We start from the raw sequence: 21,250 nt of genomic DNA, 5'->3' as shown, positions 1-21,250 counted from the left end.
GTGCCCGTGTCACCGAAGTCCCACGCGTACGACGCGATCGTGCCGTCCGGATCCGCCGACGCCGACCCGTCCACCGCAACCGACAGACCCGTCGCCGTCGGCGTGAACGCCGCCACCGGAGCCTGGTTCGGCGCGGGCGCCACGGTCACGGCGGTCGTCTTCGTCGCGACGCCTCCGCGGTCGTCCGTCACGGTCAGCGACACGTTGTACGTCCCGGCGCTCGTGTAGGTGTGCGAGGCCGTCGCGCCGGTGGCCGTGCCGCCGTCGCCGAAGTTCCACGCGTAACCTGCGATCGTGCCGTCGGAGTCGGCCGAGGCCGAACCGTCGACCGTGACCTTCAGACCCGCCACGGTGGGCGTGAACGCCGCCGTGGGGAGCTGGTTCGGAGCGGTCGGAGCGGTCGGGTCGACCACCTCGAGCGACTTCAGGGTCATCGTGGCGTTCGGCGTGGCCGAGGTGCCGCCGAGGTACGTCAGGAGACCGACGGATCCGTTGGCCTGCAGGGCCGCGGTCGTGTCGGTGCCCGAGAGCTGCCAGGCCGTGGGCTCGGCATCCGCGGAGCGCCAGACCTTCGTCCGCACGGTCGTCGGCGAGGTGCCGGTGACCTGCAGTCGGACCGACAGCTCCGTGCCGGGCGTGTACGTTCCGGGCAGCACGTAGGAGCTGCCGATCGCGGTCTCACCGCGCAGGATGTACACCCGCATGGTGTTTCCGGCCTCGAAGCGCACGCGTGCCGAGTAGTTGTCCGCGCCAACCTGACGGCCGATCAGCGTCCACGAGTACCCGGCTCCGGTGCGGTCCACCGCGAACTTCGCCGTGATGTCGGAGTTCTTGGACGAGACGCCCGTGAGCAGCGTGCTGCGCGTGTCGTAGATGTTCGAGACGATGCGCCCCGTGGTGCCGTCGACCGAGAAGGCCGCGTTGCCGCCCGAGGTGGTCCAGGCGCCGCCCTTGTCGGCGGTCCCCCATCCGGCTGCCACCGTGCGCTGGAACTTGTCGCTCGCGAGCACCGTGAACTTGGGAGGCTCGACGGCGGTCAGGCCCTTGGATGCGGATGCCGTGCCGCCGCGGTTGTCCGTGACGGTGACCGTGACCGTGTATGCCCCGCCGGCCGCGTACTCGTGCGTCGTGGTCGGAGTCGTCGTGGTCGCGGTGGTCGAGTCGCCGAAGTTCCAGGCGTAGGAGACGATCTGGCCGTCGGAGTCGGTCGACGCCGAGGCGTCGAGCGCGGCCGACAGATTCGTGATCGTCGCCGTGAGCGCTGCGGTCGGCAGGACGTTGGGCGCGAGCGCCGCGGTCACCTGCTTGCTGATCGTCGCGCTGCCGCCGCGGTCGTCGGTCACGGTCAGCGTGACCGTGTACTCGCCGGGCGTCGTGTAAGCGTGCGAGGCGGTCTTGCCGGTGGCCACCGCTCCGTCGCCGAACGACCAGGAATAGGTCGCGATCGTGCCGTCGGAATCCGTCGAGGTGGAGGCGTCCACGGCCACGTTCATGTGGGTGGAGGTCGCATCGAACGCGGCGGTCGGGAGGACGTTGGCCGCCCGGACCGTGACAGCCTGCGTGAGGCTGTCGGTCGCGCCGCGGTCGTCCTTCACCGTGAGCTTCACCTGGTAGGTGCCGCCCGCCGTGTAGGTGTGCGCCGCGGTCGGACCGTCCGTCGACGTGGTGCCGTCACCGAAGTCCCAGGCGTAGGAGGCGATCGAGCCGTCCGCGTCGGTCGAGGTCGATGCGTCGAACGCGACGGCCAGGTCGGTCGGGATCGAGCCGAACGCGGCCGTCGGGGCCTGGTTCACCGAGCCGAAGGCGCCGAGCTGGTAGTGCTCGCTCACCTGCGCGGTCGTAAGCGGCTTGCTGTAGACCGCGACCTCGTCGATCGTGCCGGTGAACGTCGTGGCGCCCTCCCAGCCGGAGTCGTTGCCGACCCTCCAGTAGCCGCTGTAGTCCTGAGCGACCGTGTTGGGGTTCGTGCCGACGAGCGTGCCGTCGACGTAGAACGCCATGCCATCGCCCGAGAGCGCACCGACGACGTGGTGCCACTGGCCGTCGTTGTACGACCCGGAGGTGCTGATGGTCATCTGCGCGTTGTTCCACACGCCGAAGTTCAGCCGGCCGTTCGGCGACATGTAGATGTGGCGGTCGTTGCTGCTGCTCAGCCCGCTGTTGCTGTCACCGAATCCGAGGATCTTGCCACCCGCCGTCGTCGTGGTCTTGAACCACGCCTCGGTCGAGAACACCTGCGGCGCGGTGTACTGCTTCGTGCCGGCCAGACGCACGGTCGTGGAGCTGGTGGTCGGCGCCCAGCGCACGGCCTTGTTGCTCACGCCCGAGATCGCTCCGGTCTGGTTCTTCACGAGCACGCTCGTGTTGCCCGTGTACGTTCCGGTCGAGGCGTTGATGCCCGAGTCCGCGGCGGTGGTGCCCGTGCCGGTCTCGTTCAGACGCCAGTACAGCGTCGGGTCGAGATCGAACACGGCCTTGCCGTAGGAGTCCGCCGGTGCGGCCGGGATCGTGCTGGTGCGGCCGCTGGCCACCCAGTGCGTGTCGATCTCCTTGCGGGTCAGCGCCCGGTCGTAGATCGCGACGTTCGAGATCGAGCCGGCGAGGTACGCACTCGTTCCGGTGTTCGGCCACGACCCGTAGTTGTCGCCGCCGATGCGCCAGTACCCCGTGTAGTCCTGAGCCGAGGTCGTGTCGGTACGCTCGCCGATCTTGACGCCGTCGACGTACAGCACCTGACCGGCCGGGCTCAGCGAGGCCACCACGTGGTGCCACTGGTTGTTGTTGAAGCCGGTGCCGCTCGTGATAGTGCTGGTCGAGCCCGGGTAGACGCCGAAGGTGACCCGCCCCGAGTTGTCGAGGTAGACGTGACGGTCGTAGCTGCCCGAGTTGCCGGTCGCGGCGTTGCCGAAGCCGACGATCTTGCCGCCGCGCGTGCTGTTGGTCTTGAACCAGGCCTCGACCGTGAAGGTCTGCGGGCCGGCGGTGCTGTTGCTCGTGCGTGCGCCGGAGCCGGAGGCGCCGGTGAACGTGGTCGCGCTCGAGGTGCCGACCGGACCCGTCGCGCCACGGGTGCCGTTGGTCACGACGAGGTCGTTGCCGCCGGACCAGTCGAAGCCGGCGGCGCCGCTGCTCTCGTTGAGGGGCCAGTAGTCGACGGGTGTGCTGGTGAGCACGGCGTCGTCGTACGACGTCGAGACCCCGGCGGCCGCGGTCGTGACGGGCGTCCAGTCGCTCTGCGTGGTGTTGCCGAAGGCATCCGTCGCCCGCACCCGGTAGCTGTAGGTCGTCCCTGGCACACCTGTGGTGTCGCGGAACGACATCGCCGGGCGCGTCCAGAAGTTCGAGAGCTGGTCGGTCTCGTAGATCGGCGTGGTCGTTCCCTTGTCCTGACGGAAGACCTGGTACTTCAGGCTCTGGTTGTCGCGGTCGTAGTTCGCCGCCCAGGAGAGCCGGTTCACGCCGGTCTGGAAGGACGTGGCGCTGAGCGTCCACGCTCCGCCCTGCACCTGCGGGCCCTGCTTATTGGCCGCGACCGTCTTCTTCGCGAAGCGGACGATGCCCTGCTGTGCGGTGCCGTTGACTTTGAGGAACTCGCCGCCGATGAGCAGGTAGTCGCCGGAGGCGGTCACCTGCCACGGCCCCTGGGACTGGCCCGTGTAGGTACCGGGAACGTACTCGGGGTACCACTGCAGCAGGTTGCTGGTGGGCTGCCCCGCGAAGTTGCGGTAGCCCTGGGTGTCGTTCGTGATCACCTGGCCGTTGGGCGCCTTGGCGAAGGCGAGAGAGTGCTTGAAGGAGCGCGGGTTGGTCTCCGGGAAGCCGTTGACATTGCCGCAGTAGTGCGGGTGGCCGACCACGTAGATGGTGTCGGCGGTGGGGGCGATGTCGTAGCTGTCGCCGTGGCAGTCTTCCATCCAGACGAGGCTGCCGTCGCTCCAGCTCGCGCGGAACCCGCCTTCCCACCCGTCCTGCGAGGTCCCGCCGTAGTCGAAGCCCGTGCCGTAGACGCTGTCGCCGTCGGAGGACAGCGAGTACATCGCGGCCGCGGTGCCGCCGTTGCGGAGCACACTGTTCATCGCCCAGGGCATGAGCGTGCCCTGGCTGGCGTCCAGAGCAGTGATGCCACGCCCTGGATCGGTGGAACCGTTCACGGAGGTGAAGGAGCCTGCGATGACGACTTTCGAGCGGTCGGGGGACACGACGATGCCCTTCGCACCGTAGCCTCCCTGGACGTCCGCGGTGAAAGCTGTGACGGCACCTGTCGCGGTCGAGACCGCTGCGACCTTCGTGCGCTGAGCACCGTTGACTGTGGTGAACTCGCCCGCCATGTAGACCGTGGAGTCCGTCACCGCGACAGAGTCGACTCTGGCGTTGAACTCGGGGGCCCAGTTGGTGACGAGCGCACCGGTGGCGGTGTCGAATGCCGCAACACGATAACGCCAGGCTCCCGCGGCCTGCGAGAACATTCCCGCCACGTAGATGCGGGATCCATCGGCGGACTTCTTGATGTCGAGGACCGTCCCGTTCGTTCCCGGGTTCCACGACGAGATCAAGGCACCGGTCGTCAGGTTGTAGGCCAGGAGGTTCGCGCGGGGAGTCTCGTTGGTGCCTGCGGGGGCACCGGCCGGACGAGCCTGCGCGAAGCTGCCGCCCACGTAGACGGTATTGCCGACGACTTCCTGCGCATACACGACCCCGTCGATCTGGACGGTCGGCAACGCGTCGGCCGCAACTGTCTCCGGTGTTCCGGCGGCGGGCGCCGTATCGGCGGTCGCGACCGCGGGCACGGTGAGTGCGCCGACGGTCAGCGCCAGAGCGGTGGCGACAGCTCCCAACAGCTGTGCCGCGCGCGTGCGGCGAACGCCGCGCTTCTCGGCCGCAACGATACGGCCACCCCGATTGATGTGCACTTCGTTCTCCCCAGAGTTCTGCACTGCGCACGCCGAAGCGGCGCTATATGAAGACCGCCTCCCACAGGCGACCTTTTCCCCTGCGCTGATGCTAGCGGCATATCGGTCTTATTGGCAAGACGCAAGTCGAAGGGAATCTCCGGGGTGTCCGACCTTCGGCCAGACGGTCATTCGAGTGCGGTCAGCCGACCGCGCCGCGGAACACGAAGGCGGGCTGTCCCGCGCGATAGTCGACCGTGAGGGTGACATCGCCGCGCTGACTCTCGGGGATCGTGTAGACGTAGACCCCCGTCGCCGACTTCCCGGCATCCAACGTTCCCTCGAACGGTGCACCTCCGGGGCGCACCAGACCGCCTGCGGGAGTCCGGTCGTCGCCGATGTACGCGTTGACGGAGATGAGTCCCAGGTCGACGGCCTCACCGGTGTCATTCGTGAGCTCGAGCGTGAACTGCACTGCGGGACCGGCAATCTCACCGGCCTGGACGGCCTCGCCCTGCACGGCCTTCATCGCGGCTATCCGGGCGACGAGGCCCGAGCCGTTGTCCGACGGCTCCTCGGGGGCGACGGGAGCGAGTTCCGGCATGGAGCCAGACGGCTCGGATGGACCCGGGGTCGGCTGAGCCGGGTCGGGGGTGGCCGACGGAACATCCGTGACAGTCGCCGTGGGTGACGAGGTCGGCGAGGTGTCGGAGTCCTTCGCGGTGCCGGAGGACGTGACGGCGTAGTACACAATGACGGCGACGACGACGACCGCGATCGCGGCCACCCACCACCACATCCGACGACGAGGACCGCTCGTGGCTGTGCTCGAGTCTTCACCCATGTCCGTCCCCTACCCGTGCGGCGATCCACCGTGAGTGCGGAGGATGGGGGCGATTCTATCCGGTCAGGCCCGTCGAGAGCGCCGAGCGATACGCCGCCCGTCGCGCCATCCCCGCCATGCGGCTCGGAAGGGACGCCACGGCTTGAGGAGCTGTCGCCGGCCGCCGCGCAACAGCACCTCTCGGGCGGCGGTCACCGACGAGGCATCCCATCGGCGGACCGTCTCGGCGTCCAGGAGCTTCTGCGCCAGCAGCATCCGGTTGCGGATGTTGTAGTAGTAGTACAGCGGCGACTTCGCGTGAACGTCGGGGTCGCCGATGCCCTGCGTCCCGCCCTCATCGTGCACAGCCTTCGCCGCCTCGACGAGCACGAGCTCGCCCCCGGCACCCTCGACCCGCATCGAGAAGTCGACGTCCTCCCAGTAGAGGAAGTAGTCGTCGTCGAACCCACCGGTCGCGACCCACGCCGCCTCGTTGATCATCAGGACGGCTCCGGTCAGCCACCGGCGGACGCGAGCCTCGGGATGCCGCTGCGCCCAGGCACGCCCGTGCGTCGCTCCATCGTCGAGATCGAGGACGTGACCTGCCGACCAGAGGCGACCCGCGCCGTCCTGGATGACGGGCGCCGCCACGATCGGCTCCGATCCGTCGACGGCATCGAGCAGCACTTGCACCGAGGTGGCATCGACGACCGCGTCGGGGTTGATCACCAGGAACCGCGTGCGGCCGTCCGCGCGAGCGGCAGTGACGCCGCGGTTGACGCCTGCGCCGAAACCGTCGTTGCCCGCACTCAACAGTGGCGTCCATCCCTCGCTCGCGGACAGTTCGGAGACGCGTCGCGCCTCCCCCGGCGTCGAATGATTGTCGACGACGTACACGGCGACCCCGGGCATCGACCGAGCCATCGGCACGAGATGGCGCTCGAGGAGCGAGGAGGAGCCGTAATTGACGACGACGATCGACGCGACCGCCAGATCGGCTCCCGTGGAGGCACCCGTGGTCTGCTCGCTGCCCTCGCGCATCGTGATGCGTCGCCTTCCCGTACCCCGGTCGGCAGGGCATCGTCTCAGATAGAGTATGGCCTGCCGAGTGTCGTCACGGAGTTCTGGGGACCGTGCGGAGGAACCTCGGCCTCAGGGGAGGGCTGTATACCAATGACTGTCGACGATCCACAGATCACCGGTCGGAGATCGCGCATCCTCATCAGTGCGTACGCGTGCGGGCCGGACCACGGCCCGGAGGCGATCGCCGGGTGGGCCATGGCGGAAGCCGCCGCCGCGTCCGGTGACGTCTGGATCATCACGCGCGAACGCTTCCGCGAGGCGCTCGACGCTGCTCTCGATGCCGACGCCGACCTCGCCGCGCGCATCACCGTGGTGCATATCGATCTGTCCGCCCGGGTCCTCCGGTGGAAACGCCGCAGCTGGGACCTCTACTGGTACTACGTCGCCTGGCAGCGTCTCGCCGGTCGCACGGCGGCGGCACTCCACGCCGAGCACGGGTTCGACGTGGTGCACCACGTCTCGTTCGCGAACGACTGGCTCCCCTGCGGCGTCGCCGATCTCGGCATCCCTCTGGTGTGGGGCCCGGTCGGGGGTTCGAGCCCAGTACCGATCTCTCGACTGCGCCGCTGGCTGGGCGTCCGCGGGACGGTGACCGAAGTAGCGCGCCGGATCGCGACGGCCGTGCCCCGTGCGATCTGGGGAGACCACGCGGCCCGCAAGGCGGCCATCGTCGTCGCTCAGAACGACGACGTCGCACGCAGATTCCGACGTGCGCGGCGCGTGGTCGTCGAACCGAACGCCGCCTTCACCGGCGAGATCCCCGCGCACCGGGGGAGCGCCTCGGGCCGCGTCGCCGTCTTCGCCGGGCGACTTCTCGCATGGAAGGGCGCCGCGCTCGCGATCGAAGCGATCTCGCGGCCCGCCGCTGAGGGATGGCGTCTCGTCGTCCTCGGCGAGGGCTACGAGCACGATCGACTCGTGCGGCTCGCCGCCCGGCTGGGAGTCGCCGACCGGGTGGACTTCGCCGGCCACGTATCGCGGGAGCAGACGCTCGACACCCTGGCAGGAGCCGACGCACTGCTCTTCCCGTCGATGCACGATCAGGCCGGCTGGATCGCCGGCGAGGCGAGCGCGATGGGGCTCCCGGTCGTCTGCCTCGATCTCGGCGGCCCCCAGCTCCTCGCACACGTCAACGCCCGGGTGGTACCGGTGCACGGCGCCGACCTTCCGGGACGTCTCGCCACGGCGCTCCGCGGCTCCTCGACGACGCCCGGAACACCGCACGATCGTTGGAGCGCCACCCGACTGCCGGTGCTCGTCGGCGAATGGTACGAGGCGGCCGTGTCACGGCGCCGCCCGCTCATGGTCATGGAGTCGACGGTGCTTCGGCCGACCACCAACCCCTATCTCATCCAGTTGTGCGCCGCGATCGAACAAACCGCGGGACTCGAGCTGTCGCTGTTCAGTTGGAAGCGCGCACTGTTCGGCCGGCTCGACGTGTTCCACGTCCATTGGCCAGAGCTCCTGGTCGGCGGTCACCGGCTCTCAGGCCGCCTCGCCCGACGCGCGCTCACGATCCTGTTCCTCCTCCGCATCCGGATCACGGGCGTGGCCGTCGTCAGGACGCTGCACAACCTGGAGCGTCCGAGCGGGATGACGCGGTTCGACCTCGCGCTTCTCGACAGGGTCGACCGCGCCACCACCCTGGTCATCACTCTGAACGACCAGACGCCTCTTCCTGCTGGCCGGGCGCGGCGCACGATCCTGCACGGTCACTACCGTGAATGGTTCGCGCAGCACCCCTCCCCCGCATCCGTGGCAGGGAAGATCGGCTACGTCGGTCTGATCCGTCGCTACAAGGGCGTCGAGCAGCTCCTGTCCGCGTTCCGTGATTGGGATGCCGAGCACACGACGCTGTCCATCGGCGGCCGCCCCTCCACCCCCGAGCTCCGCGACGAACTGATCGCACTCGCCGATGGCGACGACCGCATCGACTTCGCGTTCCGATTCCTCGACGATGCAGAGCTCGTGGCGCGGACGAGCGAGTCCGAGCTCGTCGTCCTCCCCTACCGCCACATGCACAACTCGGGAACGACGCTCGCGGCACTCTCCCTCGGTCGCCCGGTCCTCGTCCCCGACAACGAGGTCAACCGCGCACTCGCTGAAGAGGTCGGGCCGCGCTGGGTCCAGTTCTTCGACGGCGACCTGACGGCCCAGGATCTCGAGGATGCTCTCGCGGCCATCCGGACGGAGGCAGCGACCGATCCTCCCGACCTCTCCCGCCGGGACTGGTCAGCCGTCGGATCCGAGCACGCCAGCGCCTTCCGGCACGCCCGGGCTCTGCGGGCCGCGGCCCGATGACCGCCTCGCCGCTGCGGATCGCGATAGCGATCCCGACGTACCGCCGCCCCGACCGTCTCGAGAGGCTGCTCGACGTCCTGCCGTCCCGTATCGCCGAGGTCGCGGATGCCGAGGTGAGCGTGATCGTCGTCGACAACGACCCTGACGGCAGCGCCCGAGCTGTCGCCACCTCCCCTCGATCCGCACCCGAGGTCCTGTACGCGCCCGAGCCGACTCCCGGCATCGCCGCAGCGCGCCAGCACGCGCTCGAGGCGGCCGACGGTCGCGATCTGCTCGTCTTCATCGACGACGACGAAGTGCCGCGGGAGCGATGGCTGTCCGCGCTCGTCGAGTGCTGGAGGCGGACAGGGGCCTCCGCCGTCGCCGGTCGTGTGCACACGGTCTTCCCTGCCGACGCCGATTCGTGGGTCCTCGCCTCCGGGCTCTTCCGCCGCCCCGACCGCGCCGAGGACGAGCGCATGCCCGCGGCGGGGGCGGGCAACCTGCTGCTCGACCTGGCCGTGGTCCGAGAATTCGGGCTACGGTTCGACACCACCCTCGGCCTCTTCGGAGGCGAGGACACGCTGTTCACCCGTCAGATCGTCTCCAACGGGGGCTCGATCGTCGCGTGCCCGGCCTCCATCGCCGATGACGAACTCGAGCCGGGACGAGCCACTCGGAGGTTCTCCCTCGCACGCGCCAGACACCACGGTCAGACCCAGGTCGTGGTCGAGCTCAGACTCGCGCCCGATGGACGCCAGAGGGCGATCGCGCGCGCCCGCAACGCCCTCAAGAGCGCGGCGTGGTGCACGCGCGGGTTCGCGAGAGCGACCGTCGGCGTCGCGATGGGCTCTCTCGGACGACGAGCGACCGGAGTGCGCCAGATCCACCGAGGCATCGGACTCATGCAGGGAGCGCTCGGAATCGCTCGCCCCGAGTACGCCCGACCGGCGACGCGCTCCCGGCGACCTGCCGTCTCCGCCGTGGTCGGCGCCGTGCGCCGCGCCTCGCCGTTCTTCCGATCCGTGACGGCGATCCGCACCCTCGAACCGGTCGTGGTGCTGACTCTCGACGACGGTCCCGATCCGGAGTGGACCCCGAAGATCCTCGACGTCCTCGACGCACGCGGAGCCACGGCGACGTTCTTCGTCCTGCTCACGCGGACGCGCACGCACCCCGAGCTGGTGCGTCGCATCCTCGACGCCGGGCACGAGGTGGCTCTGCACGGCACCGACCACAGGAACCTGAGCACCATCCCGCGCGATGAGCTCGACCGGATCCTTTCAGACGGGCGCGCGGAACTGGAGTCGACGACCGGACGACCTGTCCGCTGGTATCGTCCGCCCTACGGCGCCCTGTCCGTCGGCACCTGGCGCTCGGTGCGTCGCGCCGGCATGACGCCGGTGCTGTGGACGACGAGCGTGCTGGACGGCGGCGACGCCTCCCATGAGCGGCGGATCGAACGCGCGACCGACCGCATCGCGCGAGGCGCGATCGTGCTGGCGCACGACTCGCGCGCCGGCATCCACGACGGCGTCGACGACCCGCCGATCTCCCCTTTCGATCGCGCCGCGCTGATCGCCGACGTGCTCGACGCGTACGCCGCACGGGGCCTGCGCACCGTCTCGCTCGCGCGGGCCGCGGAGCGGGGCCGCCTGCGCCGACGGACGATCCTGGTCGGGTGAGGTGCTCGATGCTCATCCGTGAAAAGCGAAGAGGACCCGTGCAGGCGACGGACGGGGCTGTGGAAGGATGCCGGGCATGGACGTAGGCCTGATCATCGGAGCGTTCGCCGTCGGCATCATCGTCGGGCTCACCGGCATGGGCGGCGGTGCGCTGATGACGCCCATGCTCGTCCTGTTCTTCGGCGTATCCCCGCTCACGGCCGTCTCGAGCGACCTGGTCGCGAGCGCCGTCATGAAGCCGGTCGGCTCCGTCGTGCACCTGCGACGCGGCACCGTGAATCTCAGGCTCGTGCTGTACCTGACCATCGGATCGGTGCCCGCCGCGTTCTGCGGCGTCCTCGTGCTCCGCGCCCTGGGCGACGGCGCCGACGTGCAGGCGGCGGTGAAGCTCGCCCTCGGGGCAGCCATCCTCTTCTCCGCTGCGATGCTGCTGATCCGCGCGTACATGCGCCTCACCGAACGCGCGCGCACGCGCGACGGGCGTGGAGCCCCGCTCTCCCAGGAGCGTCCGGACGTCGTCGCGCGCCCGATCCCCACGATCCTCCTCGGTGTCGTCGGCGGTCTCATCGTCGGCATGACCTCGGTCGGATCCGGGTCGCTCATCATCATCGGGCTGATGCTCCTCTACCCGGGTCTGACCGCGAGCCGCCTGGTCGGCACCGACCTCGTTCAGGCGGTGCCGCTCGTGGTCTCCGCCGCCATCGGCCACGCGATGTTCGGCGAACTGGACTTCGCAGTCTCGCTGCCGCTCATCATCGGCAGCGTCCCCGGTGCGTTCATCGGCGCGCAGCTGTCCTCGCGACTTCCGGGTGGGGCCGTGCGTCGCGTCCTGGCATTCGTGCTTCTCGCATCGGGTCTGAAGCTGCTGGGCGTCCCCGACCTCCCGACGGGGATCATCCTGGTCGTCGCGCTCGTCTGCGGCCCCCTGCTGTGGGCGTATCTCCGCCGCCGCAACGGCTTCCCCGCTTTCGCGAGCGTCGAGATGCGTCGGTACCGGGAGGAGAAGCGACGCGCCGAGGAGAACGCAGGGCGCCCGGACCCCTCGGATCCACCGGGCGGAGGAACGCCATGACCGACGACCGTCGCGCCGTCCTGCACGGCGGGGAGCTCGACGCTCTCGAGCTCCTTCTGAGCGGACTGACAGGCCTCCCGTCCTACGGGTTGCCCGCGGCCGCTCCCTCGGACGTGACCTCGCTCGCGATCCCGGGCCCCCCGGCGGAACCGGGATCCACGGTCGAACTCCTCGATCCCGACGGCACGCCGGTCGCGTCCGTCCGCATCACCGGCTCCCGAGCCGCCGAGCGCCCCGCGCATTCCTGGGTGGCAGGCAGGGTGACGCCTCTGAGACCCTTCGGGCACGGGCCGTCGCATCCGCGTCTCACCTCCGGGTCCCGCCTCGACGGACGCGTCGTCGCCCTGTTCGGCGGCGAGGTGCGTGCGCCCGACGTCCTCACGGCTCTCCGCATCGCCGACGGACGCCCTCTGGACGTCGTGTTCTGCGGATCCTCAGTCGGAGCCACGACCGCACGGGCGCTCGACGACCTGGACGCCGTCGCCTCGATGACCCCGGACAGCCGCCTGTGGTTCGTCCCCGACGGACCCGCGCTTCGAACGGACGACGCGCTCGCCCGCGTGTGCCGGTCACTCGGAGCGGCGGAGATCGTCGACCTACGGCACCGACGTGCGTCCACGGCGACCGGCGCGGTCGTCGTCTTCACCGGCTTGTCCGGCTCCGGCAAATCGACCGTCGCCCGTGCTCTCGTCGAGCACCTCCACGCGCACGCAGACCGAACGCCCGTGCTCCTGGACGGCGACGACGTCCGTCGGCAGCTCTCCGGAGAGCTGGGATTCAGCGCGGAGGACCGCGACCGCAACCTGCAACGCGTGGCCTGGGTGGGCGCACGGGTCGCCGAAGCCGGCGGTATCGCCGTGTGCGCGCCGATCGCCCCGTTCGCCGCGTCACGTGCCGAGATGCGCCGCAAGGTCGAGCCGCGCTCGCCGTTCATCCTCATCCACGTCTCGACGCCTCTCGAGGTCGCCGAGGCCAGGGACCGGAAGGGTCTGTACGCGAAGGCCCGAGCGGGCTTGATCTCGGACTTCACCGGCATCGACTCACCCTACGAGGACCCCGTCGATGCCGATGCCGCGATCGACACGTCGTCCGCATCCGTCGAGGAGTGCGTGGCCGTCGTCATGAGTGCGTTGCGGTCACGTGGCGTGCTCCCGGAAGGCCCATCGCCACGCTGAGTCGCCGGGATGTGGCTCATCGGCCCGCGATCCGCTACCCTGACTCAGAAGGGGAGATGACACTCGCGTGCATCGAAGGGCGGTTCTGGGGAGCCGCGCAGAGCGGGTGTGGTCGCATGAGCCGAGCGTTCTCGCGCGCTCGAGAGGTGGGGGACTCGTGACGAACGACGCAAGCCTGGCGGCTGCGCTGGCGAAGGAGGCCGGGCAGCAGCTGCTCGATGTGCAGCGCGCGGCGCTTCCCGCCGACGTCGGCACTCCGGCGCTGAAGGACCGCGGAGACCGCGCGAGCCAGGAGCTGCTCGCCGCACGTCTGCACGAGTCCCGCCCGGACGACAGCGTGCTCTCCGAGGAAGCCGTCGACGACCGGACCAGGTTGGATGCCGACCGGGTCTGGATCATCGATCCCTTGGACGGGACCCGCGAGTTCTCCGAGATGCGCGAGGACTGGGCCGTCCACGTCGCGCTCTGGGAGAACGGCGATCTGACCGCCGCCGCCGTCGCCTTGCCCGCCCTGGACGACGTGCTCACCACCGATCTGACACCGCGCGATTGGGAGCAGCCGGCGCGCATCCGTCTCGCCGTGTCCCGCAGCCGAGCGACTCCGCTGGTCGAGGCCCTGGCGGCGGAGCTCGACGCCGAGACCGTGCCGATGGGCTCCGCCGGCTACAAGGCGTGCGCCGTGATCCGCGGCCATGTCGACGCGTACGTGCACACCGGGGGCCAGTTCGAGTGGGACTCGGCCGCGCCGGTCGCCGTGGCGAGAGCCGCGGGTCTCTTCACCTCCCGCGTCGACGGCTCACCGCTCGTCTACAACCGCGAGGACCCGTACCTCCCCGACCTGATCGTCTGCAATCCGACGATCGCCGACCGCATCCGCCAGACAATCGACCTGATCACCGAGAGGCCGAGCTCATGAACGACACCGCGAACGCGAGCGGCTACCACGTCTCGCACCTCGACCAGCTCGAGGCGGAGGCGATCTTCATCATCCGTGAGATCGTCGCCGAGAACGAGCATCCGGGAATGCTGTTCTCCGGGGGTAAGGACTCCGCGGTGATGCTCCACCTCGCAGCGAAGGCGTTCGCTCCAAGTCCCATCCCGTTCCCGGTGGTCCATGTCGACACCGGCCAGAACTTCACCGAGGTCCTCGAGTTCCGAGACCGCCGCGTCGCCGAGCTCGATCTGCGCCTGGTGATCGGGTCCGTGCCCGATGCGATCGCCGAGGGCTTCGTCCGCGAGGCACCCGATGGCTCTCGCAACCGCATCCAGACGCCTGTCCTCCTCCGCACCGCCGAGACCCATGGCTTGAGCGCTCTGATGGGCGGTGCCCGCCGCGACGAGGAGAAGGCTCGAGCGAAAGAACGCATCTTCTCCTTCCGCGACGAGTTCGGACAGTGGGATCCCAAGGATCAGCGCCCCGAGCTCTGGTCCCTCTACAATGCCCGGATCCATCAGGGCGAGAGCATCCGCTGCTTCCCGATCTCGAACTGGACCGAGCTGGATGTCTGGCACTACATCGCCCGAGAGAGCGTCGACCTCCCCTCGATCTACTACGCGCACGAGCGCGACGTCGTCGAACGCAACGGCATGTACTTCGCGGTGAACGAGTTCATCCAACCCCGCGATGGAGAAGAGGTCGTGCGCCGCTCCGTGCGCTATCGCACCGTGGGCGACGCGACGCTGACCGCTGCCGTACTGTCCGAGGCGAGCACGGTCGAGCAGATCATCGAGGAGGTGGCCGCCACACGCGTCACCGAGCGCGGCGCCACCCGAGGCGACGACCGTGTCAGCGAGGCTGCGATGGAGGATCGCAAGAAGGAAGGGTACTTCTGATGATGGACATGCTCCGATTCGCGACTGCGGGGTCCGTGGATGACGGCAAGAGCACGCTCATCGGGCGGCTTCTGTACGACTCCAAGTCGATCTTCACCGACCAGCTCGACGCGATCGAACGCACGAGCACCCAGCGAGGCGACGACTACGTCGACCTCGCCCTGCTGACCGACGGTCTGCGCGCGGAGCGCGAGCAGGGGATCACGATCGACGTCGCGTACCGCTACTTCTCGACCCCACTGCGCAAGTTCATCATCGCCGACACCCCCGGGCACATCCAGTACACCCGCAACATGGTGACGGGCGCCTCCACCGCCGATCTCGCGATCATCCTCGTCGATGCCCGCAAGGGTCTCCTCGAGCAGAGCCGCCGCCACGCGACGATCGTCTCGCTGCTGCGCGTACCGCACGTCGTCCTGGCGATCAACAAAATGGACCTGGTCGACTGGTCGCAGGAGGTGTACACACGGATCACGCGCGAGTTCGAGGACTTCGCCGCTCGACTCGACTTCGCCGACGTCACCTCGATCCCACTGTCCGCGCTCACCGGCGACAATGTCGTCACACGCTCGACGAACATGCCGTGGTACGAGGGCTCCGCGCTGCTGCACCACCTCGAGCACGCGTACATCGCGAGCGATCGCAACCTCATCGACGTTCGCTTCCCCGTGCAGTACGTGATCCGGCCCCAGAACGGCCGCGGCGACTTCCGCGGATACGCCGGTCAGCTGCTCAGTGGCGTGATCCGACCCGGCGACGAGATCGTGACCCTGCCCGGGGGGCTCCCCTCGCGGGTCAAGGAGGTGCGCACCGCCGATGGCCCGCTCGACGAGGCCTACCCGCCGCAGTCGATCACGGTGCAGCTCGACGACGAGGTCGACATCTCGAGGGGCGACATGATCTGCCGTCCCAACAACCAGCCGACCGTCACGCAGGACATCGACGCGATGGTGTGCTGGATGGACTCCACGCCGCTCCGACCGGGCGCCAAGTACGCGGTGAAGCACACCACGCGCACGGTACGAGCGATGGTGAAGGAGATCAACTACTCCCTCGACATCGACACCCTGCGTCGTGATGTGGCTCCCGGCGAGCTTCCGCTCAACGGCATCGGACGCGTGCGTCTGCGGACGACACAGCCGCTTCTGACCGATCCCTACCGACGCAACCGGCACACGGGATCCTTCATCATCATCGACGAGTCGACCAACCGCACGGTCGGCGCGGGCTTCATCACGGAGAACTGAGATGAGCGCTTCGACTGGACAGCGCGACGCCGACCGGCTTCGCGAGCAGCGTCGTCGCGGCGTCATAGGCCTTGCCTTCCGCCTCGGAAGCGAGGTCTTCAGGACGTGGGGTCGGCTCACGGCCGGACAGCGGCAGGATCCCGACTTCCTCATCATCGGCGCCAAGCGGGGCGGCACGACCTCGTTGTACTACGACCTCCTCAAGGTGCCGCAGATCATCCCGCTGTTCCCCTCCCCCGACTACCTTCCCAAGGCGGCGGCCACGAAGGGCATCCACTTCTTCGACTCGGAATACGCTCGCGGTCTTCGGTGGTACAGGTCGCACATGCCGACGCGGGGGTCGCGTCGGCGCGCGGAGAAGCGCCTCGGCAGACCCGTCATCGTCGGAGAAGCGTCGCCCTATTACCTCTTCCACCCGCTCGCGGCCGAGCGCGCGTATGCGGCGCTGCCGGACGTGAAGGTGATCCTCATACTTCGCGATCCCGTGCAGCGCACCTACTCGCACTGGAAGGAGCGCCGACGGAGCAAGGCCGAGCATCTGGACTTCGAGGACGCACTCGCGGCGGAGAGCGACCGCCTCGCCGGCGAGGAGGAACGCCTCATCGCCGATCCGCGTTACCGCAGCTACGCCCACGAGCAGCAGTCCTACCTTGCACAATCGCACTACGCGCGCGCGCTGCGACGCTGGGCCGATCTCTACGGCATGCAGAACATTCTGGTGGTGCCCAGCGAGGAGTACTACGCCGATCAGACGGCCGTGGTCGCCCAGGTCGCAGAGTTCCTCGGTGTCGATCCCGGCGGCATCCGCGCCGGCGAGCGACGCAACGCCGCATCCGGAGGCAGTCTGCCGCCGGATGTCGCTGATCGGCTGCGCGCCGAGCTCGCACCCGACATCGCCGAGCTCGAGCAGATGGTCGGACGACGACTGCCGTGGGGATGAGCGAGCCCGGTTCGTCGCACATCCGGTTCCCCAGGTCCGGCCACATCCTGATTCCGGCAGAGGGACGACGTGCAGTCGCCGCGGGGCTGTCGCTGCACTCGAGCTGCCGACCAGCAGCTGTCCTCGCGCAGAGAATCCTCTACGCCGGGGCACGAGTCGTCGGTCCTCGGGTGGTTCCGGGCGAACGCGCGCGGTGGACACCGCCGCTGCCCGAGGAGGTGTGGAGCGGCCTGCTCGAGGAGTGGACGAGTCACGTCGGACGGGTCGACTCCGTCGCCGTCTACCACCGCCCGCAGACGGGTCGGGTGGGCCTGTCGGCCCTCCTGCTGCGCGAGGGACGCGGCGTCGGGTTCGTCCGAGTCAGCAACGACGTCGCGCGCGTGAACCACGAGGCGCGGGTGGTCCGCGCCCTCAACCGAGCCCGCCCCGAGACGTTCCGAGTCGCCGAGCTCGTCGCGGCCGAAGACGTGAACGGTCTCGGGTGGATGCTTTCAGAGTCGGTGCCCAACTATCCGCTCGGCGCCGTCCGCCGCAGCCGTACCCGGGAGGCGGTGGCCGCGGAGATCTCAGACGTCCTGTCGGACGCACTCGACCGGCCCGCGGATGTGCCGCCGCATTGGACGGTGGCACACGGCGACCTGTCGCCCTGGAATCTTCGTCGGCGGATCAGCGGTGCCGTGCAGGTGATCGACTGGGAGGACGCGGCATACGCACCCCCCGGCGTCGATGCGCTCTACGGCGCACTCACTGCACACGTGTCGCTGGGGACGCCCCTGCCGGTCAGCGCTCCCGCCGAGGCACACGCATGGGTCGACGATCTCCTGAGCGGTCGCATCGCCACACAGCCGGATGCCGCGGCCGAGATCACCCGCACACGCGACGTCCTGCGCGCGATCCCTGTGGCCCGCTGACGATCAGCGCCTCCGCCAGGCCTCGCTGTCCTCCAGGAGGCGTTGGACGCCGTCGGGGAGGCGCCCGTCGATGAGGTGCTGAAGGGTCGTGCTCTCCAGCACCTGACGGATCCCGGCGCGCACGGCCACCCACACGTCGCGCAGCTGGGCGGCGGATCCCGCGTACTCCATGTCCTCGGGCGCCGAACCGCGAACGCTCGTCAAGGGCCCCTCGACCGCGCGGATCACATCGGCGATCGACACGTCCTCCGGGCGGGCGGCGAGGGTGTAGCCGCCGTGCGCCCCACGCTGAGAACGCACCACGCCCGCGCGCTTGAGGTCGGCGAGGATCGTTTCGAGGAATTTCGCGGGGATGTCCTGGTTCTCGGCGAGCTCCGCGCGGGAAGCTGCACGGCCATCTGTGGAAGCGAGTTCCGCGAGCGCCCGAACCGCATAGTCGACGCGAGCCGTGATCTGCATCGCCCATCTCCCGTCCTTCGTGCGAGCCCCTAGTGAGTATAGGGAGTGACGATCGGTCGGAGTCAGAGACGCACGGTGCCGAGTCCGCGGCGCGCTCGGATGCGGTTGGCCAGCTGTGTGAAAGCCGCGTCCACGAGCATCCCGAGCACGAGGATCACGATCATCGTGGCGAGCAGGAGGGGAGCGTCGGCGAAAGCCCGGGCGTTCGACAGCTGCGCCCCGAGCGACGCCCGCTCGGCGATCACGACCAGCAGCTCGCCCGCCATGAGTGAGCGCCAGGAGAATGCCCACCCCTGCTTGAGTCCGGCGACGTAGGTGGGCAGCGCAGCCGGGAGGATGACAGTGCGGAAGAGCGTGAAGCCCCGCGCGCCGAGAGCGTGCCCCGCGCGCTGGAGTTGCGGAGGCACGTCATCGATGCCCGCGATGAGCCCGTTGGCGATCGAAGGCGCAGCCCCCAGCACTATCACGAACAGGATCGCCTCCTCCGTCGCTCCGAAGAAGAGAATGGCGAGCGGGAACCATGCGATCGACGGCATGGTCTGCAGGCCGGTGAGCAGCGAACCGATCGCCGATCGCAGAATGCGGGATCGCGCGACGAGCGCCCCGAGGACGGTTCCGACGACGAGCGCAATACCGAAGCCGACGATGCCCCGCGTCATCGTCGTGAGCAGCGCCTGCCAGAATCGGGGATCCAGCATCATGCCGCCGAGTTCGGCGCCGACCGTAGCGGGGTCCGGCAGCACCCAGTGCGGTCTCCAATTCGTGAGCCAGAGCAGCTGCCAGGCGAGCAGGACGATGCCGATGGCCATGATCCCCGGCCAGGTGGCGTTCCAGATACGGCGGGTGCGCGCCGTCGTGGGCACGGCAGCGATCTGCGTCGTCGCGCTCATGCGACGGCCTCTGCCGTCCGCGTGGCGAGACGCTCTTGCCGGTCGAGCTCGTCGTGGAGCTCGGCTGCGCGCAGCGCGATCTCCGGAGCGTCCATCCGGCGCGGACGCGGGACGTCCACCACCATCTCTCTTGCCATCCGCCCCGGCGACGGCTTCATGAGCATCACGCGGTCTCCCAGACGCACGGCCTCACGAACATTGTGTGTCACGAAGACGACGGTGAGTTCCCGCTCCATCCAGATCCGCTCGATCTCGTCGTGCATGGCATCCCGGGTGATCGCATCGAGCGCGGCGAAGGGTTCGTCCATGAGCAGGACTTGGCAGTCCTGTGCCAGAGTGCGTGCCAGCGCGACGCGCTGGCGCATGCCGCCGGAGAGCTCGTGCGGACGTTTGCGCTCCGTACCGGGGAGACGCACGATGTCGAGGAGTTCTTCGACCCGGGACGCGCGATCCCGACGTGGGACGCCGGAGAGAGCCAGGGAGAGTTCGATGTTGCCGGCCACGGTGAGCCAAGGGAAGAGCGAGGAGTCCTGGAACATCGTCCCGACCCGTCGCCCTCCGACGTCGATCGTCCCGGCGGTCGGCCGTTCGAGCCCGCCGATCAGAGACAGCAACGTGCTCTTTCCACATCCGGACCGGCCCAGCAGACAGAGGAACTCCCCCGCGCCGACCTGCAGACTGACATCGTCGAGAGCAAGCGTGCCAGCGTCACCGCGGCCGTAGCGCATCGACACGTGCTCGATGTCGACCGCCGTGTCGACGCGCAGAGCGTCGACCGCCAGCGGCTGCGCGACGCTCACAGTCCGCTCACCTTCTGCTCGCCGCGCTCCTCGAGCAGCGCGTTCAGAGGATCGAGGGAGTAGAGGCCGTCCAGGTCGGGCTTCGCGTCGAGCAGTCCGAGGTCGAAGGCCTGGAGCGCCTGGGTCTCGAGCGTTTCAGCAAGAGGGTCGATCGTGAAAGTGATGTGACTCCACGCCGTCGCGAGCTGGTCTGCCTTCGGCGACGAGCCTGTGAGGTCTGTGATCGCCTGGATCACCGTGGCCTGCGCCGCATCCGGGTCGGCAGCCATGTCGTCGAGCGTGAGTGCGAGCCCGGAGAGGAAGGAGTCGACGACGTCGGGGTGCTCATTGAGAAAGGCAGTCGAGACGATGACGTTGGTCGTGACGAACTGCCCCCCAGGCCAGAGGTCGGACTCGTCCACCAGTTCGTGCGCGTCGGCCTCCTCGATCATACGAGTCGCCCAGGGCTCGGGAACCCAGGCCCCGTCGATGCCGCCGGTGGCCAGCGTCTGCAACGCCGTCGCGTTGTCCATCGGTGTGATGTGCACGTCGCCGCCCCCTTCGAGGTTCGTCTCGAAGCCCTGATCGCTGAGCCAGTGCCGAGCAGCGACGTCCTGCGTATTGCCCAGGCTCGGCGTCGCGATCGTGGCCCCTTCGAGGTCCTCGACCGTGTCGATGCCCGCGCGGACCACGAGGGACGCTCCTCCGGAGGCAGCGCCGGCGATGACGTGGAGCGCCTGCCCTCCGGACTTCGCCCAGCCGGTCACGGTCGGACTCGGACCGATGAAACCGATGTCGATGGATCCGGCGAACAGCGCCTCGATCTCCGTCGTTCCGGTGTCGAAGGTCTGCGTCGCGATCGTGACATCGTCGCCGAGCGCCTCCTGGAAGCGGCCGCTCGCGAGGCCGACCATCGCCGGCGCGTGAGTGAAGTTCGGGAAGTATCCGATCCGGACCTCGTCGGTGGACGGACCAGATCCTTCTCCGGAGGCGGAAGGCGACGAATCCGTCGCACAGCCCGAGAACGCAAGACCTGCCACCACGAGGGCAGCAACAGACAGCAGTGTTCTTTTCATGATGATCCCCAGTACGTCGGCGGTGCTCCCCAGCCCCTTGGACCGACGCAATCTCCGTATATCAGACCATATAACTAGGAAATGATCAACACACGATTCCGGATCCGC

General features: G+C 68.9%; 16 protein-coding genes. 9 read left to right on the top strand and 7 right to left on the bottom strand.

What is annotated here, in order from left to right:
• The 3 genes from AKH00_RS18460 to AKH00_RS13970 form a co-directional block, all read right to left on the bottom strand.
• Positions 1–4,910: PKD domain-containing protein (locus AKH00_RS18460; protein ID WP_050723351.1), on the bottom strand; the 4,910-nt coding region annotated here is incomplete at its 3' end.
• Between the two features lie 181 nt (positions 4,911–5,091).
• The gene (locus AKH00_RS13975; protein ID WP_152926200.1) at positions 5,092–5,733 is read right to left on the bottom strand and encodes a hypothetical protein; all 642 of its coding nucleotides are present in this window, start codon (positions 5,731–5,733) and stop codon (positions 5,092–5,094) included.
• Between the two features lie 63 nt (positions 5,734–5,796).
• Positions 5,797–6,753, bottom strand: coding sequence for a glycosyltransferase (locus AKH00_RS13970; RefSeq protein ID WP_235556783.1), 957 nt, complete (start codon positions 6,751–6,753; stop codon positions 5,797–5,799).
• 132 nt (positions 6,754–6,885) lie between these two features.
• On the opposite strand from AKH00_RS13970, the gene AKH00_RS17690 reads away from it, so the two are divergent.
• The 9 genes from AKH00_RS17690 (at position 6,886) to AKH00_RS13925 (ending at position 17,938) form a co-directional block, all read left to right on the top strand.
• A complete protein-coding gene (locus AKH00_RS17690) occupies positions 6,886–9,096 on the top strand; it encodes a glycosyltransferase (RefSeq protein ID WP_082297632.1) in 2,211 nt (736 codons plus the stop codon).
• Positions 9,093–10,760: a polysaccharide deacetylase family protein gene (locus AKH00_RS17685; RefSeq protein WP_082297631.1), complete on the top strand. Its 1,668-nt coding sequence runs from the start codon at positions 9,093–9,095 to the stop codon at positions 10,758–10,760. The genes AKH00_RS17690 and AKH00_RS17685 overlap by 4 nt, the downstream gene beginning before the upstream one ends.
• A gap of 76 nt (positions 10,761–10,836) precedes the next feature.
• Entirely contained in the window at positions 10,837–11,832 is a 996-nt protein-coding gene (locus AKH00_RS13955) for a sulfite exporter TauE/SafE family protein (RefSeq protein WP_050723349.1), read from the top strand.
• Positions 11,829–13,007 carry an adenylyl-sulfate kinase gene (cysC, locus tag AKH00_RS13950; protein WP_050723348.1) on the top strand — a complete coding sequence of 393 codons (1,179 nt, stop codon included), beginning with the start codon at positions 11,829–11,831 and terminating at the stop codon, positions 13,005–13,007. The genes AKH00_RS13955 and cysC overlap by 4 nt, the downstream gene beginning before the upstream one ends.
• 157 nt (positions 13,008–13,164) lie before the next feature.
• On the top strand, positions 13,165–13,923 hold the full coding sequence (locus tag AKH00_RS13945; protein ID WP_050723347.1) for a 3'(2'),5'-bisphosphate nucleotidase CysQ: 759 nt from the start codon (positions 13,165–13,167) through the stop codon (positions 13,921–13,923).
• Positions 13,920–14,840: a sulfate adenylyltransferase subunit CysD gene (gene cysD / locus AKH00_RS13940; RefSeq protein ID WP_050723346.1), complete on the top strand. Its 921-nt coding sequence runs from the start codon at positions 13,920–13,922 to the stop codon at positions 14,838–14,840. The genes AKH00_RS13945 and cysD overlap by 4 nt, the downstream gene beginning before the upstream one ends.
• 2 nt (positions 14,841–14,842) lie before the next feature.
• Positions 14,843–16,087, top strand: a complete 1,245-nt coding sequence (gene cysN, locus AKH00_RS13935; protein WP_082297642.1) for a sulfate adenylyltransferase subunit CysN — start codon at positions 14,843–14,845, stop codon at positions 16,085–16,087.
• Between the two features lies 1 nt (position 16,088).
• Entirely contained in the window at positions 16,089–17,027 is a 939-nt protein-coding gene (locus tag AKH00_RS13930) for a sulfotransferase domain-containing protein (protein WP_050723344.1), read from the top strand.
• 170 nt (positions 17,028–17,197) lie between these two features.
• Positions 17,198–17,938, top strand: coding sequence for a phosphotransferase (locus AKH00_RS13925; protein ID WP_050723343.1), 741 nt, complete (start codon positions 17,198–17,200; stop codon positions 17,936–17,938).
• Positions 17,939–17,941: 3 nt separating this feature from the next.
• Here the strand turns inward: AKH00_RS13925 and AKH00_RS13920 are convergent, their stop codons facing one another.
• The 4 genes from AKH00_RS13920 to AKH00_RS13905 all read right to left on the bottom strand — a co-directional run bounded on the left by AKH00_RS13920 (position 17,942) and on the right by AKH00_RS13905 (position 21,142).
• Positions 17,942–18,397: an RrF2 family transcriptional regulator gene (locus tag AKH00_RS13920; protein WP_050723342.1), complete on the bottom strand. Its 456-nt coding sequence runs from the start codon at positions 18,395–18,397 to the stop codon at positions 17,942–17,944.
• A 62-nt stretch (positions 18,398–18,459) separates the two neighbouring features.
• Positions 18,460–19,287 carry an ABC transporter permease gene (locus tag AKH00_RS13915; protein WP_050723341.1) on the bottom strand — a complete coding sequence of 276 codons (828 nt, stop codon included), beginning with the start codon at positions 19,285–19,287 and terminating at the stop codon, positions 18,460–18,462.
• Positions 19,284–20,015, bottom strand: coding sequence for an ABC transporter ATP-binding protein (locus AKH00_RS13910; protein WP_082297641.1), 732 nt, complete (start codon positions 20,013–20,015; stop codon positions 19,284–19,286). Before AKH00_RS13910 ends, AKH00_RS13915 begins: the two co-directional genes overlap by 4 nt.
• Positions 20,016–20,083: 68 nt before the next feature.
• Positions 20,084–21,142 (bottom strand): ABC transporter substrate-binding protein, encoded by a 1,059-nt coding sequence (locus AKH00_RS13905; RefSeq protein WP_050723389.1) that lies wholly within the window; start codon positions 21,140–21,142, stop codon positions 20,084–20,086.
• Between the last annotated feature and the right edge of the window lie 108 nt (positions 21,143–21,250).

Origin of the sequence: Microbacterium sp. GCS4, assembly GCF_001262495.1 — a bacterium.
Lineage (GTDB): Bacteria > Actinomycetota > Actinomycetes > Actinomycetales > Microbacteriaceae > Microbacterium.
The sequence above is the reverse complement of the archived record's forward strand: the minus strand, read 5'-3'. Positions and strand labels throughout refer to the sequence as shown.

Bases quoted from the DNA above. Each gene is read 5' to 3' on its own strand.
- AKH00_RS13905 (WP_050723389.1), bottom strand. From the start codon at position 21,142: ATGAAAAGAACACTGCTGTCTGTTGCTGCCCTCGTGGTGGCAGGTCTT.
- AKH00_RS17690 (WP_082297632.1), top strand. From the start codon at position 6,886: ATGACTGTCGACGATCCACAGATCACCGGTCGGAGATCGCGCATCCTC.
- AKH00_RS13955 (WP_050723349.1), top strand. From the start codon at position 10,837: ATGGACGTAGGCCTGATCATCGGAGCGTTCGCCGTCGGCATCATCGTC.
- AKH00_RS13920 (WP_050723342.1), bottom strand. From the start codon at position 18,397: ATGCAGATCACGGCTCGCGTCGACTATGCGGTTCGGGCGCTCGCGGAA.
- cysN (WP_082297642.1), top strand. From the start codon at position 14,843: ATGGACATGCTCCGATTCGCGACTGCGGGGTCCGTGGATGACGGCAAG.
- AKH00_RS13910 (WP_082297641.1), bottom strand. From the start codon at position 20,015: ATGCGCTACGGCCGCGGTGACGCTGGCACGCTTGCTCTCGACGATGTC.
- cysC (WP_050723348.1), top strand. From the start codon at position 11,829: ATGACCGACGACCGTCGCGCCGTCCTGCACGGCGGGGAGCTCGACGCT.
- AKH00_RS13970 (WP_235556783.1), bottom strand. From the start codon at position 6,753: ATGCGCGAGGGCAGCGAGCAGACCACGGGTGCCTCCACGGGAGCCGAT.
- AKH00_RS13975 (WP_152926200.1), bottom strand. From the start codon at position 5,733: ATGGGTGAAGACTCGAGCACAGCCACGAGCGGTCCTCGTCGTCGGATG.
- cysD (WP_050723346.1), top strand. From the start codon at position 13,920: ATGAACGACACCGCGAACGCGAGCGGCTACCACGTCTCGCACCTCGAC.
- AKH00_RS13915 (WP_050723341.1), bottom strand. From the start codon at position 19,287: ATGAGCGCGACGACGCAGATCGCTGCCGTGCCCACGACGGCGCGCACC.
- AKH00_RS17685 (WP_082297631.1), top strand. From the start codon at position 9,093: ATGACCGCCTCGCCGCTGCGGATCGCGATAGCGATCCCGACGTACCGC.
- AKH00_RS13930 (WP_050723344.1), top strand. From the start codon at position 16,089: ATGAGCGCTTCGACTGGACAGCGCGACGCCGACCGGCTTCGCGAGCAG.